The following is a 16,725-nucleotide window of genomic DNA, read 5'->3' as shown; positions in this document are numbered from 1 at the left end:
AGAATGGATGTTGCCTACATGAGTCTTGCTGTTGCCGTTCAGATGGATCCGATGGAGTCTGTTTCCATCGATGGGGACACCACGTTTGCCCTGGCGGAATGCGCCCAGTCCCGGGGGCATCGGCTGTGGCACTACCAGCCACGTGATCTCAGCTTCCGTGATGGGGTGGTTACGGCCTGTGCCCGTGCCCTGATCGTGCGCCGCGAGCGGGGGAACCTCTTTACCCTGGGGCCTGCCGAGACCCTGGACCTGTCTGCTGTGGATGTGGTTCTGCTGCGTCAGGATCCACCGTTTGACATGAGTTACATTACCAATACTCACTTACTGGAGAAAATTCATCCCCGCACCTTGGTCGTCAATGATCCGGTAGAAGTGCGCAATGCCCCGGAGAAACTGTTCCTGACCCGTTTCCCGGGGTTGATGCCGCCGACCCTTGTTTCTGCTGATCCAGATGCTATCCGGGCCTTCCGGGCCGAGCACCGGGACATTATTCTCAAGCCGCTGTATGGCAATGGCGGTGCGGGTGTCTTTCATCTGAAGCCTGATGACGAGAATCTGGGATCACTTCTTGACATGTTCTTCCAGCAGTCCCGCGAGCCTTTGATGATCCAGCGCTACCTGCCCGAGGTACGCAAGGGCGACAAGCGTATTATTCTGGTGGATGGCAAGCCTGTCGGTGCCTTGAACCGTATCCCGGCTGATGGTGATGCCCGGTCCAACATGCATGCGGGAGGCAAACCTGTTCCGGCTGAACTGACCCCACGTGAAGAGTACATTTGTGCGACCATTGGACCGGAGCTGAAATCACGGGGCCTGATTCTGGCCGGTATTGATGTGATCGGGGACTGGCTGACAGAGATCAACGTGACCAGCCCGACCGGGATCCAGGAGATTCGGCGTTTTGACGGGACAGATATCGCCTCTCTTGTCTGGGATGCCATTGAATCGCGCCGGACCCGGCCTGCCTGATGTTCCGGCTGGTATTTCTTTTGACAACGTTCTGATTTTGCCTGTCTTCTGTAAGATGGGGCTGATATGGTCCCGCTTCTTTTCGATTTGGGCCACAGCCCATGTCTTTTACTGGAAGAATGGCGATCCCTGATGCTGTTTCTGGAAGGTATGATCGTTGGTTTTCTGATCGCAGCTCCGGTTGGACCTGTGGGGATCATGTGCATCCGCCTGGCCCTGAATGACGGTCGTGCCGCCGCTTTTGTCGCCGGTCTCGGGGCTGCTGTGGCTGATACCTTCTATGGCGCGGTTGCCGGTTTCGGCCTGTCACTGGTTTCCGGCTTCCTGATGGAATACCGCGAGGCGTTGTCGCTCGTTGGCGGGTCCGTTCTTCTGGTTCTGGGCATCAGGACATGGCGCCAGCCACCGCCGGAGTTACGGGCTGAATCCGGACTTCACCCCGGTCTCTGGCGTGACTTCACAGCCACATTGTTGCTGACCCTGACAAATCCAGCCACAATTCTGGCCTTTATGGCTGTGTTTGCCTCTCTTGGTTCGGTCCGGGCCGGTGAAAGCCCAGCCCGGGCCTTTACCCTTGTTGCCGGGGTTTTTGCCGGGTCAGCCTTGTGGTGGTTTACGCTTTCGGCGCTGGCCGGGGCTGTTCGGCACCGCTTTAGCCCTGTGTGGCTGACGCGGCTTAACCTTTGTGCAGGCGGGCTTTTGTTCCTGTCCGGTGTGGCAGCCCTGCTCAGCCTTTTTTATCTTGGCTAGTCCTTGTTGTCTGTCTTTTGGCAGCCAAGCTGACTGAGTGCTGACAGATCAGATCGTTGACTTTGCCGTTCTATCCGGAACAATGAATTCTGCGGCAGCGCGGGCCGCATGTGTGTCTTCCCACAGTACGGGAGGTTCTTCATGTCCCTGCGTCTTCAGCTTCAGGACTACCGGCTGACCACGGCGTTTATCCTGTATCACCTGCCAGACCACCCCTCCGTCCTGCAGGAGTTTGTCTGGCAGTTCTACGATGTTGCACCCCGCTACCCCGAACTCCACCGTTTCCTTCATTTCTGGGAGCGGGAGATCGAGGGGCGCCTCCATTCTGTACGGGTTTCCGGCTGCGAGCTCATTACCCCGGGAGAATGGCGCGGTGTTGATACGGAATTGCGGCTGAACTGACCGCCCTCAGCTTCCTGCCAGTGCCGGGATTCCGCCGGATGTGGAATGCTGGAAGTGCAGCGCCTCACCGGGGAAGACCAGCGGATAGGCTGCATGCGCGGCTTGTGCTGCCTCGGCAAACCCGGTCAGGATCAGCTTCAGCTTGTGCGGATAACTGCAGACGTCGCCGACGGCGAAAATCCCCTCGATATTTGTTGCCGCTGTGGTCGGATCGATACGGATTGTGTTGCGTTCCATACCCAAGCCCCACTGGGCAATCGGGCCCAGCTCGGTCGCCAGGCCAAAGAACGGCAGCAACGCATCGGCTTCCAGGCTTCGGGTCTGTCCATCCATATCAACAACATCAACACGGTGGAGAACGCCGTTCTCTCCATGCAGGGCAGATAGTTGGCAGGGCACAACCAGATCAATGGCTCCGGTCTCTGCCAAAGACTGCAGTCGGGCGGCGCTTTCCGGGGCGCAGCGGAATTTGGGCCGCCTGTGGACAACGTGGACACGGGCGGCAATATCTGACAGTGACAGGGCCCAGTCCACGGCAGAATCCCCCCCGCCGGCGATCACCACGCGCTTGTTCCGGAAGTGTTCCCGCTTGGCTACAAAGTAGAAAACGGAATGCCCCTCGTACTGCTCAATCCCTTCCAGGGGCGGACGATTGGGGCCAAAGGCACCGGCACCGGCGGCTATAATTACCACGGCAGCACTGATCCGTGTCCCTTTGCTTGTAGTCGCCAGCCAGCGTCCGTTTTCCCCACGGGTCAGGCCGGTGACCTGCTGCCCCAGATGAAAGACCGGATTGAAGGGTGCCGCCTGCTGTTGCAGGTGATCGACAAGATCCCCGGCCATAACGGATGGAAAGCCCGGGATGTCATAGATAGGCTTTTCCGGGTACAGCGCAGTGCACTGCCCGCCCACGGTATCGAGAACGTCCACAACATGACAGCGAATGCGGACCATACCGCACTGGAAGACGGTGAACAGACCAACGGGGCCGGCTCCTACGATCAGGGCATCTGTATGGTGTATGGTTTCGGTCATGAACAAGCCTGTCCTGGTGACATGCGGGAAAACGGGGGCGACAGAGTGAACTGTTCGTGCCCGGCAATCAAGTTGTTTGGTTCATCGCCGGGTCGGCTGGCAGGGCTGCATCCAGAAGATCGCAGGGCAGGGGCATAAGCCACGGGCCCTCTGTCCACAACAGCGCGCATTGTATGTCACGCTCTGGCCAGATCTTGCGCAGAACAGCCCGGTAGGCAGCCATCTGGAACAAATAGGCTTCCGGCACGTCATGAACATGTCGTGGCGGATGGTGGCCGGATTTGAAATCCACCGCTGTCACTATATCGTTTTCGACCAGAAGGCGGTCAATCACCCCGGATATACTGGTCTTTCCGATGACACCCGAAACAGGAACCTCGGCCAGGGACCCTGGGCCAAAGAGGTGTACAAAAGAGGGTGTGTTCAGGACGGTCATGACCTGTTGCAGGATGATATCCTGCTCAGCCGGATCCAGCCTCCAGACCGGACGGGACAGGAAGGTTCCGGCCGCGTGTTCCCTGACAGCCTGTTCCCGTTCCGGCAGGTATTGCAGGAGGGTGTGAATGATCTTGCCCCGCTGCCGACGGTTTTCGTCTTGTGGTCCATGCAGGAGGGGTGAGGTGGCCGGTGGGTCGGCGACCGGGGGACGTGATGGCATCAGGGGTCGTGAGGGCACCGGTTCTGCAGCAGGCAGGATGCGCAGCAGGGACGGAACTTTGGAAACCGTGGCCAGGGCTTCGGCCCTGTGTTCCCGTGTTCGCGGGGGAACAACCTGTGGGCAGGACAACCGCAGCACGGTTGGTGTCTCAAGGGTTCCATCCGCTTCCAGGAACGGGTCCCGGACTGTTTCGGCCAGCGGGGCCAGGGCACTCTGGATCAGGTTGTACCAACTGTCTTCCGGGGATTCGCGCCGGGTGTCCCAGCCGCAGATGTAGAGTCTGTCCTCAGCCCGTGTCATGGCCACGTAAAGCAGGCGACGGTATTCCCGGGCTGCGGCCGTTCGTTCTGCTGTAACCAGGGCCTCGGTCACAGGCTCTCGGAATGCTGCGGATGGTGGCCAGAGCATGACGGGGTGTTCGTCATTGCTTGACTCGTCCCAGAGAAGAGCTGGTACCCGGGTCGGTATCTGGCGGGTATCCGGCAGAAAAACAACCGGGGCCTGAAGGCCCTTGGAGCCGTGTACGGTCATGATGCGTACCCCACCTGGGCCAGTGTTGTCATTTTCCTCCAGATCGCGGCGGATATCCTGGGAACCGGTTTCCAGCCAGTGCAGGAAGGCTTGTAGGTTCGGAGGGTGGCCGCGGTCATAGGCCAGGGCAAGGTTCAGGAATTCGTCTATCGGGTCGGCGGCATCGGGTCCCAACCGGGCCAGTAGTTTGCTGCGACCGCCCAACGGCCCCACAATGTGGCTGAATAGTTCGAAGGGCGGCAGAAAGTCTGCTTTCTCCATCAATCCACGCAGGGTTGCCCAGGCCGATGCAAAGGCCGGATCTTGGTCACGGTGTTCGCGCAGGGATCGCCACAGGCTGACACCGCGTTGGCGTCCGTGGGAAACCGTGAACAGCTGCTCCTCTGTCAGGCCCAAAATAGGGCCTTTCAGTACACAGGCCAAGGTCAGGTCATCTTCGGGCAACAGCAGGCTGTATCCCAGTGCGATCAGGTCCATGACCGCCATCTGTTCGGTCAGGACCATCCTGTCGACGCCCGCCACCGGGATATCCAGATCTTTCAGGCAACGGACCAGATCATCAACAAACCCACTGCGCCGTCGTACCAGAACCAGGATATCACCGGGGCGAACCGGCCGTCCCTGGCTTTCCAGCGTGTCGCTGCCATTGGTCATCCGCTGGATACGTCGTGCCAGCAACCGGGCCAGCCGGGATGGTGCGCTCTCGCCCCGGATGCGTTCGACAGGCGGTTTCCATGGTGGAGGCTCTTCCAGGGCTGTTGCAGGGACAGGCGGCCAGAGTTCCACCAATCCCCCCTGTCCCGTCCGGAACGGATGGTGGCTGACTGGTTCCCCGGCTGCGGCAACACCATCGACTGCGTGGCTTTGCCGGAAGACCGCATCAACAGCCTGAAGGATAGCTGCTGTGGAACGGAAAGAAACATCCAGGGTGATATCCTCGAACGGATAACCGGATTGCGGGACCATGTAGGCAAAAAGGGCGCGGCTGCGGTCGAATTCATCCGGGTCCGCCCCCTGGAAAGAGTAGATGGACTGCTTGCGGTCCCCCACCGCGAAAAGGGTGCGGTTTCCCTGTGGGCGGTCCCGCCCGTGTCCGTCGAAGAAATCAGATACCAGAGCCTTGATGACAGCCCATTGGTCCGGATTGGTATCCTGCGCCTCGTCAATCAGGACATGATCCAGGCCGCCGTCAAGTTTGTAGAGAACCCAGGCTGCCGTATCGGCGTGCTGTAGAAGCCGGCGTGTCGTGAGAATCAGGTCATCAAAGTCCATCTTCCCCGCCCGCTCCTTGCGGATCTGGTACTCTGCCGTCATGGACTTGGCCAGTGTCAGCAGGGCCAGTGTCGCCCTGAACGTGACGGCGGCTTTCAGGCGGGTGTTGGTGCGGACAATTCGTTCTGTTTCCGCATCCAGCGTTTCCAGGTTGTTCTCCCGCACAGCCTTGGAGGGGAAACGGGACCGTGACCGTGGTTCCCCGTCCGCTGTCAGGAAGGCACGGCCATAGTCCGACCACGTGGCGCAACGTTCCGGGGTTTCAGAAGCAAGCCAGCCGGTTATCCGCTCTGCTGCCTCAAGGTCGGTCTTTCCCCCCCGGGCCAGGGCCATGGCAAGGTTCTTCAGCTGCGCAACAGGTACATAGTCATCCCGGGCAGCCTGCTCCAGGATCCGGTCCGGTGTATCGTTGATATCCAGTCCCAGGCGCTGGGCAAGGCGGAAGGCTACGGGCTCCAGCCCCTGTACCAGAAGTCGCGACAGCCGCCCCCGGTGGGTTGCGATATCGGCCATCAGGGCATTGAACGCATCTTCATGAACATGGCTGGTTACAAGAGCCAATGCAGAGTGAAGGTCCGATGTTTCGTCTTGTCGGGCTGCCAGAAGAATGTGTTCCCGGGCTTCAAGCATCAGTGTGGCGGCATCACGGTCTTCCATGACGGCAAAGTGGGGAGCGATCCCTGCCTCCAGGGGAAAGCGCCGCAGAAGTGCCTGGCAGAAGGCGTGGATCGTCTGGATTTTCATGCCTCCCGGCACATCCAGCATCCGGGCAAACAGGCGCCGCGCCGTGTCGCAGGTTTTCTGATCCGGCGAACACCCGAGCAGGGCCGTCAGGGCGTGTTCCAGATGTTCATCTGTTGCAATGGCCCATTCAGAAAGTGTTCGGGCCAGACGCGTGGACATTTCCGCCGCTGCTGCCCGGGTGAAGGTCAGGCACAGAATACGCTCGGGTGCACTGCCCGACAGCATCAGGTTCAGGACCCGGTCGGTCAGCACCTTGGTCTTTCCGGTTCCGGCATTGGCCCCCACCCATGCCGAAATGGCCGGGTTGGCTGCTTTTTTCTGGGCCTCGCCGGCACGGACCCCCATGGTTTTCATGCCTCACCTCCATCGGCATCGCCGGCAGCCGCCCACTCCCTGACCCGGGCCAGGTGCAGCCAGTCTGACCAAGCCGGTGCCTTTCCGGGGTGGGGGCGTGCCTCGTAAGGTGTATCGGGGTGGGAGAAGGCATCGATCAACCCTCTCAACCCTTCCAGAGCCTGTTTGGCCAGGGTATCCGGTGACAGTCCATGGCCACAGGCGTTTCGTTCCTCTCCTCCGTTGGCAGAGCCTTTCAGGTGCCAGTACAGGAGAGATGTGATCGTCCGTCCGGCAGGAATGCCGGGGAAACCGCCGTGGTGTGCAATCAAGGCTTCCAGTGGCAGTTGGGGTGAGAAACCGGCTGCCACTTCACGGGCAGAGGGCGGGGCCCCGGTCTTGTAGTCCACGATGACCAGGCTGCCATCCTCCAACAGGTCAATCCGGTCAGCCTTGGCGGTCAGAACGAAGTCGCCCAGATCCAGGCTTCCGGATATCTCCACGAATGTTTCCCGTATCATATTCCGCCGCCCTTGCTCCTGGATGGCAAACCAGCGGGCCAGCCGTTCAAACCGGGGCCACCAGAAGGCTTGGACGGATGGCCGGGCGATGGTATCGGCAAACACCTTCTGCCCACTGGCCAGCAGTTCAGCCTCTGGATCGGCAGGCAAGGCGTGCGGGAAGCGTCGTATGAAATCTTCCAGAGCCCTGTGCACCAAAGTTCCGTAGTCAGCCGGGCCGGGCTGGGCATCCAGAGGATCAAGGGGGCGCAGCCCCAGAATATGGCGGGCATAGATGGCATAAGGGTCGCGCATCCACGTTTCAATCCGGGTTGCGGACAGGGCACGTGGCCTTGATTCGACCGGAGGGCGGGGGGCCGGGCGCCGTACAGGTATCATCTGTTCAGGGCGGTCAAACAGTTCAGCCCATTTCAGCCATGGATGCTCCGGCTCCGGAAGGGCAAGGCCGACAGCGGACAGGACCGTTTCAAGACGCAAGAGCCAGCGTGAAGGAACAGTTGGTGTGCCTTCTGCCTTCAGGGAGCGGGTCAGGACGACATGGGGGGAGCCAAGCACCGTCACCAGGTCATGCGCCGTATGCCCGACCTTCTGTTCCGGCAGGGGAAGCCCGAATGCTGTCCGCATCGGGCGGCTCATCCACGGATCTGATCCGGGACGGGGAGGCCAGACCTCTTCGTTCAGGCTTCCCACAATCATGACATCCGCCTGATGCAGGCGGGCTTCCATGGGGCCAAGGATATCCAGGCGGGGGTGACTGCCAAAACGGGTGCGTACGGTACGGCCACGCATCAGGGCATCCAGCAGGCCGGGATAGGCCTGCGGACGGATCTGCCCCAGCACAGCAGCGTGCTCTGCCAGATCAGCGGCAAAGGATGCTGCGGCCATACCGGCATCGGCATCCCACAGCCACAGGGGGCCGGGTCTGTCCGGTGTTGTGGCCAGGGCTTCGGCCATCCGCATGTGCGATTCCAGCAGGATATGCAGGGGTACATCCTGTTCGGCCATCAGGGCGATAAAATCCGCGCAGCAGCGCTCCAGTGCATCCAGGAGAGTGGACAAGCTTTCATCCATGGCCCCGGATGCCAGAGCCGCAGCCCGCAGGCCCGCAATCCCCGGGGCAGGCCGGACACCGCGCAGAACGCTCAGCTCCAGACGCCTGACGCTATCCCGGAACACGGCGGCATCCAGTCCGGCACTGCACAGTGGGTGCTTCAGAAGGGCGAGCAGCGGAACAGGGGCAAAGCGCTGGGCGACCATATCGGCCCCCAGCCGGAGAAACGCCCCGGGGGGGGTGACGGCCAGGGGGCGACCGGCTGAATCATCAACCATAATGCCCCAGCGGGTCAGATCTGCTGCTACCCGTCGGGCAAGGTCCCTGTCCGGTGTCACCAAGGCACAGGTACGCTCCGGTATCGACAGGGTATGGCGCATCAACAGGGCAATTGCCAAAGCCTCTTCCCGCGGGGACGGGCAGTCAAGGCGGGTTATGCCTTGTACGGCTTCTTCTGCCAGGGGTTTGATATGGCGCCATGTGTGGGTTGTCGAGGCCGGGCGCATCAGTTCGCTGCACAGGCGTTCCCGGTCCGGGTTTGCCGTGCGTATGCTCTCTACGCAGGGCCAGTCATGCACAGCATCACGGTTTTTCCCAAGCCGGTCCAGCAGGCGCTTGAGCGCATGTTGGGGATGGCTTTCGTCAATGGCCTCCCAGCTGTCTGCATCCAGGTCGCGATCCAGTCCGGGGAGAACAACGCGTCCCTGTGGCAGCGTCGTTATGGTGGCAAGGAGGCTGGCCACGGCCGGTATGGATCCGGTAATGCCTGCAGCAAGGATCGGACCGGACGGTGGCGTTGTCTGCCAGGCGCGGGCGCGGGCCAACAAAAGGCGGTTCCGGTGTTCCGCAGGGTCCAGGCAGCCCATGCTCTCCAGGATGACGGGCCAATGCCGTGTCAGAATGCTCAGGAAATCGAGCGTAATTTGCCAGTGTCGGGCATAGTCTTCCGGCACCAGTTTTTCCAGGGCATCAAAGCCCAGTCCCTCGGTCTGGACCTGGTCAAGGAGTTGCGCCAGTTCGGATGCCAACAGGGCAGCCCGGTCCGGGGTGCAAGCCTGGCCGGTTGCCGGTGCCGCCAGGATCAGACGGGTTAGCAGCAGCTGGCGATGCAGGGGAGAAATGGGGGGGCGGATGTCCATTGTGCTGTCATCTGTTGCGGACGTATCGGACAACAGGGGCAACAGTGTTATCTCATCCGGGTCGGCAACCGGCAGCAGGCGGGGGAGGAGAAGGGCCTTGCCGTTCGACTGGCGCAGGAAGGCCTCGCGCAGGGTCCGTACAGCCCTGCGTGTGGGAAGCAGAAGGGTGTAGGCCGCCAGCTGCATCGGGTCGCTGCCCGTTTCCTCCAGCAACCCGCGGGCCAGGGTATCTGCGAACGGAAACCGTGCGGGGATATTGAGAAGGGGTCCCCGCAGGGTCACGCCGGTATCCTGGTGCATGGGAGGCAGCGGTCAGCGCACGACCGCTGCGGCATTGTCTGTCGTTGCCGTTGCGGGGTGTTCCAGGTGTTGCAGGATCTGTTCCGTTCTTCCAATGGCTTCGGGCGTTCCGACATGGAACCAGGGGCCATCATGAACAAGACCGTGCAGGCGGTTTGTTGCCAGCAGCTTGTCAAACACCATGTTCAGCGAGAACGGACCGGATGGTGTGTCCATGAAAGCGGCGGGGCCAATCATCATGATGCCGGTATAGACCAGTGGTGCTTCGGTTTCATGGTCCTGAATACGGTGCAGGACACCATGTTCGTTGCGAAAGAAATCACCTCGTCCTTCGTATCCGATGGCTTGGGTCTTGTTTTGCAGCAGAAGCAGGGCATCCATCCGGGCCGGATCCCAGTACCGGGCCAGACGGGGCAGGGTGGCCTCGCTTCCGTTCAGCCAGACAATGTCGGCATTCAGGATCAGGAACGGCGCATTCCCCAAGAGGGGAAGGGCATTGCGTACACCACCACCACTGTCCAGGAGCTGATTGCTTTCGTCAGACAGAAAGATGTCCGGTACCCCCGTTCGTGTGGCCAGATGTGCCCTCATCTGATCCGGGTGGTGATGGATGTTGACGACGGCCCCGGCAACACCAGCGTTTGCCAGGTGATCCAGCGTGCGGTCCAGCATTGTTTTGCCCAGAACACGGATCAAGGGCTTCGGGGTATGGTTGGTCAGTGGACGCATCCGTGTGCCCGTACCGGCTGCCAGAACCATAGCCATGCGGGGAAGAATGCTCATGCCGGTATCCTTTGCCTTGTCTCATGGGGAACATGGCGATTCAGCCATGCGTTCAGGGGGCCAAGCAGCGGGTGTTGGCAGGCTTGTTCCATCAAGCGCCAGACCCGTGGCAGGTGTGGCAGGTAGACAGGCTTTCCGTCCCGTTTCCACAACCGGACAAAAAGCCCGATGACCTTTGCATGGCGCTGGGCGGCCATGACAGACCACGATGCCTGGAAAGCGTCCCGGTCCAGCCCGGGATTGCAGTCTAGATAATAGTCCTGCATGGACTGAACCAGACCCGGGTCGATATCGCGCCGGGCATCTTCCATCAGGCTCATCAGGTCGTAGGTCAGGGGGCCGCGCACGGCTCCCTGGAAGTCCAGAAGTCCGCATGCTTTCAAGCCCTGTCGGCCGGGGAGCAGCATCAGGTTTTCGGCATGGTAGTCACGCAGGACAATCCGCTCGGGCACGGCACGGGCTATGGAAAACAATGTGTTCCACAGGGCATCATACTCGGCCCGTGCATCGTCCGGAACGGGTTTTGCACAATGCAGGCAGAACCAGTCGGGCAGATATCCAACCTCTGTCAACAGGAACGCATCATCATAGGCGGGCAGGAAATCCGGTGCTGGTGCTTGGTGCAGAGCGGTTTGCACATCCATTGCCAGGGAATACAAGTCGCCTTCCCGCGAGCCGGATCCCAGCAGACGGGCATAGAGATCATCGCCGAAATCCTCCAGCAGCAGGAAACCTTGCTCGGCATCTTCAGCCCGTATGGACGGAGTTGATAACCCCAGGCCAGCCAGGTGGCGCCCGATCCTGACAAACGGGCGCACATCCTCCGTGGGGGGCGGGGCGTCCATCAACACACACGTTTCCCCGGTTCCCGTGTCCCGAAGGCGATAGTACGTCCTGAACGAGGCATCCCCGGCCAGAAGGGAGCATGTGGCATGCCCCCATCCATGGGCCTTGCGGAATGCATGCATGGCCGCAAGGCGGTTCGGGTCGGGACGGCGGGGGATAAGAACCTGGTGTGTCATGTGCTCAACCCTGCCAGGCGAGGGGCCCACATCACCGGACCCGAGAAGTGTGCATGGCGCTGCCCACCATCGCCAATGGACAGGGCAAGGCGCAGCGCATGCTGTGGAAGCCAGTGGCCAAGCTTGTCGGGCCATTCGATCACACTGATTCCTCCCGCAAACGCATCTTCTATCCCCAGCTCCAGGGCATCGTCGGCTTGCTCCAGCCGGTACAGGTCAAAGTGCCAATAGCTTGCCTGTGGGGCATCATAAACCTGAAGAAGGGTAAAGGTGGGGCTTGGAACGTCTTCATCCGGGGAGTCGAGGGCAGCCCGGATCAGGGCCCGGCTGAGTGCTGTTTTCCCGGCCCCGAGATCGCCTTCCAGAGCCAGGACATCGCCGGGACGGAGAATAGCGGCCAAGGCATGGCCCAGACGTACGGTGGATGCCTCGTCGGACAGGGTCAGGGATGGGAGTACAGCATCAGTCATCCCGGGGTTATACCCCATACAGTTGTCCTGCAACAGAGGGGAGAATGCAGGCAGCACCAGGACAGGCTGTGCCCGGGGTTATCCCCTTGGGATACGGTGGAATGTAAAGTAGTGGGGCACGCGCCCTTCACGGTGTGCCTTGGCTTCATAACGACTTTCGACAGCATCAGCCCAGCGGATACGCCAATCTGCCGGTCTTTGTGGATTCCAGCAGAACAGGGGATGAACCGGGGCTACGGCAAGGGTGTGTCTCACGTAGGTTGGATCATCGGATGCAACCCGCAAAACAGCATTGTCCTTCATGACCCGGGCCAGGAGATCCAGGTTCCACGGGTTGATGAAACGCCGCTCCCGGTGCCGGGTTTTGGGCCAAGGATCGGGGAACAGAAGAAAGACACGGTCCAGGCAGGCATCTGGCAGAGTATCCAGCCATGGGCGGACGTCATCCCCATAAATCCGGATGTTGTCCAGGTTACGGGACTGTACATGCGACAGAAGCTTGCCGATTCCGTTTACAAATGGCTCGGCCCCGATGAACCCGACATCCGGCCTGGATTCAGCCTGGGCAGCAAGGTGCTCCCCACCCCCGAACCCGATTTCAAGCCAAACTTCCTTGACCGGACGCCGGAACAGGGTTTGCAGGGTCGTCTGCTCCCCTGTTCCGGGCCGGGTAATTTCCAGTTCGGGGAAAAGCGTGTCCATAAGCCCCCGTTGGACAGAGCGCAGGGTCTTGCCATGGCGGCGACCATAAAAGCGACGGCGCTTGCAATCACGCATGTGCTTTTTGTTCTCGCTGTCCCCGGGGTGCATAATGGTAACGCTTTTCTGCATCAGATCTGGATTCTCAGGCGCCGAACTCAGCCTTCAGGGCATCGGCGAGGTCTGTTTTCTCCCACGAGAAGCCACCATCCGCTTCCGGTGTCCGGCCAAAGTGGCCATAGGCCGCAGTCCTAGCATAGATCGGACGGTTCAGGCCCAGATGCTCGCGGATTCCGCGTGGGCTCAGATTCATCATGTCCGGCAGGACCTTGGCAATCTTTGCCTCGTCAACCTTGGCTGTTCCAAAGGTGTTGACGTAAAGGGACAGGGGCTTTGACACCCCGATGGCATAGGAAACCTGGATCAGGCATTTTTCCGCCAATCCGGCAGCAACGACGTTCTTTGCCAGATAGCGGGTGGCATAAGCTGCCGAACGATCCACTTTTGTCGGGTCCTTGCCCGAGAAGGCCCCGCCGCCATGGGGTGCGGCACCGCCGTAGGTATCAACAATAATCTTGCGACCGGTCAGACCGCAGTCCCCGTCGGGGCCACCGATGACAAAACGTCCGGTCGGGTTGACATAGAACTCGCTTTCCGGGCACATCCAGCCATCCGGCAGGACCGACACGACATGGCGACGGACCAGTTCGCGGATTTCTTCGGAAGACGCATTGAAGTGGTGCTGGGTTGATACGACAACAGATGTGGCACCCACAGGCTTTCCGTCAACATACCGCAGCGTAACCTGCGACTTTGAGTCCGGGCCCAGCAGGGTGTTGCCACCATGACGTTCTTCGGCCAGGGACTTCAGGATCCGGTGGGAGAACTGGATAGGGGCGGGCATAAGTTCCGGCGTTTCAGTGCAGGCATAGCCGAACATGATCCCTTGGTCGCCGGCGCCTTCATCCTTGTTGCCTGCCGCATCCACGCCTTGGGCAATGTCGGAAGACTGGCTGTGGATGTGCGAAATAATCTCGCAATCCTTCCAGTGGAAGCCATGCTGCTCGTAGCCGATATCTTTTATGGCTTCGCGGGCGGCTTTACGGAAATGTTCATGGGTCAGGTGATCGGGTCCGCGCACTTCCCCGGCCAAGACAACGAAATTCGTGGTGGCAAGAGTTTCCACGGCAACCCGCGCATAGGGATCCGAGGTCAGAAACAAATCGACAATGCTGTCCGAAATACGGTCGCAAACCTTGTCCGGGTGTCCTTCAGACACGGACTCACTGGTGAAAAGATATTCGTTCCGGGCCACGGGCCTTACTCCACTCAAGGGGTTACACCACACACTCCCCACTGCACCCCATTCCTGACGGAACAGCTCGCAAAAGGGTGACCGCACAAGCACGGTCCGGCAATCCGGCGCCTTATGGCCAGATCATTCCTGCTGGGCAGGAAGTATCGGAAAGGCGCCTGATATGCAAGTAACCTGTATTAATACACGTGCCTTGTGCGGGTTTCCCTTGTGTTCAGGCGGTGCTTTGTTCAGTTGTTATCTGTAAGCAGGTCATTTTCTGACATCATGTCCTCATCATTAATGCATGTGTTTGCACTAGATATGGCGGAAAGAGTTCGAGTCAGTTCATAAATACGACGACGCACTACTGCTTCGTGAATACGGTTGAAAGCACGCACAAGCTCAAGAGTCTCTCGGTTGTGAATTGGTGTGGCTGTATTCTGATTGTCTGTAGGCTGTCCATTATTATCTGTCTTGTTGGCTGTGTTGATGTGGCGTGGAGACTGACAGGCCGTATCATGGGCCATATCCTTGAAAAACTCGCCAATAGATACGTCCAGGATCAGACTTAAATCCCACAGGCGCGATGCACTGATGCGGTTGGCACCGCGTTCGTACTTTTGAACTTGCTGGAATGTCAGTCCAAGTTCTTCAGCCAGGGTACTCTGGCTCATGCCCAGCACGGTTCGGCGGAAGCGGACGCGAGAGCCAACGTGAACGTCAACTGGGTTGGGTTGACCGGATGGCATGCGCCCCCGGGCGGCCCGCAATGATTTGTTGGAAGTGTGCATGATGTATACTCTTTTGTGTCTCTCACTGATGTATGGTGGCAGTAGCCTCAGGATCCGGATCCCGACCGGATCATGCACCTGTCTTTGCATTGTGTTTTGCTTTTCTGACCGTGTGCTCTGAGGCTATGCGTTTCCCGGGTTGATAGCGGCAAGGCAATTCAAGGGCTGTCATTCCGCAGGATCGACCGTAGAAAGTTTGTCACCATTTTGCTTGTATAGGTTGCGTATCTTGCCGCGTCAATCACTTGTGTACGTCACAATAGCTTTCATTTCAGCCTATTGGCAACGTGATGTCCTGAAGGTGATCCTGGCATACGGTGCTGTTTTCGGCTTTGGGCTGTGCTCAGGGTGAGATGTGTTGGCCACTGAAACGTACGCGCAGGGCAAGTGCTGCAAACAGTAAAAGAGTTGCGATCCACAAGGGAATCCTGTGGTGCCAGCGTCCATAAACAGTTTCTGGCAGGGCAAGAGGAAGGTTACTGTCCACAAAGCCAACTGTATCAAGGTCAAGGGATGTGATGACCCGACCCCACGGATCAATAACAGCCGATATTCCGGTGTTGGCAGCCCGAACGACGGGAAGCCCTTCTTCCACGGCCCGTCCAATGGCTGTTGCCAAGTGCTGATAGGGTCCTGTGGATACGCCGTACCACCCATCATTCGTCAGATTGAGAATCCACTCCGGCCGCTTGTTCTGTTCTGTGACCGCACCGGGGAAGATGATCTCGTAGCAGATCAAGGGTGATACGGGTGGTAGCCCGGGCAGTGACAGGGTCCGGGGGCCTTCCCCGGCAGAATAGTCCATGTGTCCCGGTGTCGGGGTAACCTTGTCGACGGGCAGGATGGAGCGTAGCGGAACATATTCCCCGAATGGAACCAGGTGCGCCTTGTCAAAGGGGTCTTGCAGGGACCCGCTGGCATCAACGGCGATCATGGAATTCCAGATCCGGGCAGGTTCCTGTCCCGGAGGCGTTCGCCGTATGGCGCCGGTGACAAGAAGCGGCGCGTGGGCACCGTGGTGTGCGGCTTGTTTCGGGACGGCAGACAGGGCTGACCGGAGTTCAGCATCGGTTACGCCATCTATAGCCCACGGGAGGGCTGTCTCGCCCCAGATAACGTGTGTTGGTGCCGGATCATCTGGATCTGGCGGTACCATGGACAGCGTCATGTACTGCCCAAGGTTTGCCATGCGCGTTCCCTCCTGCCATTTCAGGGTTTGTGGTATGGCGGGTTGAACAAGGCGCAGACGGACTCCGGGAACAGATGGAGCAGGGTCTTCCGGTATGCGTGTCGTCCCGGCTCCGACCATAACGGCAAAAAGGATCCCTCCGATTCCCACGGCGTATCGGCCACCAGGATAGAGCAGTATGACTGGCAGCGAGGCCATGACAACGGTGACAAGTGAAAGGCCGGTGATGCCAATCCACGCTGCAGTTTGCAGAACGGGGAGGGTATCGGTCCACACACTGCCCAGAGGATTCCAGGGGAAACCCGTCAGCAGCCAGCCGCGCAGAAGCTCCATGACAGTCCACAGGGATGCCAAGCCCAGAATGCAGGACAGCCCTTTCAGGCGCAGGGCATGGACAAGGGCTGTTGCTGCACCGATATAGGTTGCCATAAGGGCGGAGAGGCCGCCAACGGCAAGGGGGACCATCCAGCCAAACCGTACCGGATCCAGAAGCAGGGCATGGGATATCCAGTAAAGTCCGGCGCAGAAATGCCCGAAGCCGAAACTCCATCCCATGAGAAAGGCATGTCTGCGGCTATGTGCATGGTCCAGAACCTGTATCAGGACCGGGAACGAGACAAACAGAACCGGAAGAAAGAAGACAGGCGGCAAGGCCAGGGCTGATGCAAGGCCTGCCGCAAAAACAAGCATCAGCTGCCGCATTACGGAAAGACGGGCTGGGTAGAGGGCTATTCTGGCAAGACGTTCCCGCAAAGATTCAGGTGCCAAC

13 protein-coding genes are annotated in these 16,725 nt (G+C 59.7%); 3 read left to right on the top strand and 10 right to left on the bottom strand.

What is annotated here, in order from left to right; all coding sequences use genetic code 11:
• Window positions 1-18: 18 nt before the first annotated feature.
• From gshB to HEQ61_RS07350, 3 genes are all read left to right on the top strand, one after another.
• Entirely contained in the window at window positions 19-969 is a 951-nt protein-coding gene (gene gshB, locus HEQ61_RS07360) for a glutathione synthase (RefSeq protein WP_168020576.1), read from the top strand.
• A gap of 66 nt (window positions 970-1,035) precedes the next feature.
• The gene (locus HEQ61_RS07355; RefSeq protein ID WP_322099221.1) at window positions 1,036-1,719 is read left to right on the top strand and encodes a LysE family translocator; all 684 of its coding nucleotides are present in this window, start codon (window positions 1,036-1,038) and stop codon (window positions 1,717-1,719) included.
• 141 nt (window positions 1,720-1,860) lie between these two features.
• Window positions 1,861-2,121: an usg protein gene (locus tag HEQ61_RS07350; RefSeq protein ID WP_168020577.1), complete on the top strand. Its 261-nt coding sequence runs from the start codon at window positions 1,861-1,863 to the stop codon at window positions 2,119-2,121.
• A 6-nt stretch (window positions 2,122-2,127) separates the two neighbouring features.
• Here HEQ61_RS07350 and HEQ61_RS07345 read toward each other — a convergent pair whose 3' ends face one another.
• The 10 genes from HEQ61_RS07345 to lnt form a co-directional block, all read right to left on the bottom strand.
• Window positions 2,128-3,156 (bottom strand): NAD(P)/FAD-dependent oxidoreductase, encoded by a 1,029-nt coding sequence (locus HEQ61_RS07345; protein ID WP_168020578.1) that lies wholly within the window; start codon window positions 3,154-3,156, stop codon window positions 2,128-2,130.
• A gap of 67 nt (window positions 3,157-3,223) precedes the next feature.
• Window positions 3,224-6,715, bottom strand: a complete 3,492-nt coding sequence (addA, locus tag HEQ61_RS07340; RefSeq protein WP_168020579.1) for a double-strand break repair helicase AddA — start codon at window positions 6,713-6,715, stop codon at window positions 3,224-3,226.
• Window positions 6,712-9,687: a double-strand break repair protein AddB gene (gene addB / locus HEQ61_RS07335; protein WP_322099220.1), complete on the bottom strand. Its 2,976-nt coding sequence runs from the start codon at window positions 9,685-9,687 to the stop codon at window positions 6,712-6,714. The genes addA and addB overlap by 4 nt, the downstream gene beginning before the upstream one ends.
• 30 nt (window positions 9,688-9,717) lie before the next feature.
• Complete coding sequence (locus tag HEQ61_RS07330; RefSeq protein WP_168020581.1) at window positions 9,718-10,488, bottom strand: nucleotidyltransferase family protein; 771 nt, start codon at window positions 10,486-10,488, stop codon at window positions 9,718-9,720.
• Window positions 10,485-11,510 (bottom strand): aminoglycoside phosphotransferase family protein, encoded by a 1,026-nt coding sequence (locus tag HEQ61_RS07325; protein WP_168020582.1) that lies wholly within the window; start codon window positions 11,508-11,510, stop codon window positions 10,485-10,487. The genes HEQ61_RS07330 and HEQ61_RS07325 overlap by 4 nt, the downstream gene beginning before the upstream one ends.
• A complete protein-coding gene (gene tsaE / locus HEQ61_RS07320; RefSeq protein ID WP_168020583.1) occupies window positions 11,507-11,980 on the bottom strand; it encodes a tRNA (adenosine(37)-N6)-threonylcarbamoyltransferase complex ATPase subunit type 1 TsaE in 474 nt (157 codons plus the stop codon). The genes HEQ61_RS07325 and tsaE overlap by 4 nt, the downstream gene beginning before the upstream one ends.
• Before the next feature lie 78 nt (window positions 11,981-12,058).
• Window positions 12,059-12,811, bottom strand: coding sequence for a tRNA (guanine(46)-N(7))-methyltransferase TrmB (gene trmB / locus HEQ61_RS07315; RefSeq protein WP_245183187.1), 753 nt, complete (start codon window positions 12,809-12,811; stop codon window positions 12,059-12,061).
• A gap of 13 nt (window positions 12,812-12,824) precedes the next feature.
• Window positions 12,825-13,994 carry a methionine adenosyltransferase gene (gene metK / locus HEQ61_RS07310; RefSeq protein WP_066133841.1) on the bottom strand — a complete coding sequence of 390 codons (1,170 nt, stop codon included), beginning with the start codon at window positions 13,992-13,994 and terminating at the stop codon, window positions 12,825-12,827.
• Between the two features lie 230 nt (window positions 13,995-14,224).
• Window positions 14,225-14,767, bottom strand: a complete 543-nt coding sequence (locus HEQ61_RS07305) for a helix-turn-helix domain-containing protein (RefSeq protein ID WP_245183186.1) — start codon at window positions 14,765-14,767, stop codon at window positions 14,225-14,227.
• 343 nt (window positions 14,768-15,110) lie between these two features.
• Entirely contained in the window at window positions 15,111-16,724 is a 1,614-nt protein-coding gene (gene lnt, locus HEQ61_RS07300) for an apolipoprotein N-acyltransferase (RefSeq protein ID WP_168020584.1), read from the bottom strand.
• Between the last annotated feature and the right edge of the window lies 1 nt (window position 16,725).

It is taken from the genome of Haematospirillum sp. H4485, assembly GCF_012102745.1.
GTDB lineage: Bacteria > Pseudomonadota > Alphaproteobacteria > Rhodospirillales > Rhodospirillaceae > Haematospirillum.
Note: the sequence above shows the minus strand (reverse complement) of the source record. Positions and strands in the feature narration are given on the sequence as shown.

Excerpts from the sequence above, each read along its gene's own strand:
- gshB (WP_168020576.1), top strand. The coding sequence starts at position 19 with ATGAGTCTTGCTGTTGCCGTTCAGATGGATCCGATGGAGTCTGTTTCC.
- HEQ61_RS07355 (WP_322099221.1), top strand. The coding sequence starts at position 1,036 with ATGGTCCCGCTTCTTTTCGATTTGGGCCACAGCCCATGTCTTTTACTG.
- HEQ61_RS07350 (WP_168020577.1), top strand. The coding sequence starts at position 1,861 with ATGTCCCTGCGTCTTCAGCTTCAGGACTACCGGCTGACCACGGCGTTT.
- HEQ61_RS07345 (WP_168020578.1), bottom strand. The coding sequence starts at position 3,156 with ATGACCGAAACCATACACCATACAGATGCCCTGATCGTAGGAGCCGGC.
- addA (WP_168020579.1), bottom strand. The coding sequence starts at position 6,715 with ATGAAAACCATGGGGGTCCGTGCCGGCGAGGCCCAGAAAAAAGCAGCC.
- HEQ61_RS07330 (WP_168020581.1), bottom strand. The coding sequence starts at position 10,488 with ATGAGCATTCTTCCCCGCATGGCTATGGTTCTGGCAGCCGGTACGGGC.
- HEQ61_RS07325 (WP_168020582.1), bottom strand. The coding sequence starts at position 11,510 with ATGACACACCAGGTTCTTATCCCCCGCCGTCCCGACCCGAACCGCCTT.
- tsaE (WP_168020583.1), bottom strand. The coding sequence starts at position 11,980 with ATGACTGATGCTGTACTCCCATCCCTGACCCTGTCCGACGAGGCATCC.
- trmB (WP_245183187.1), bottom strand. The coding sequence starts at position 12,811 with ATGCAGAAAAGCGTTACCATTATGCACCCCGGGGACAGCGAGAACAAA.
- HEQ61_RS07305 (WP_245183186.1), bottom strand. The coding sequence starts at position 14,767 with ATGCACACTTCCAACAAATCATTGCGGGCCGCCCGGGGGCGCATGCCA.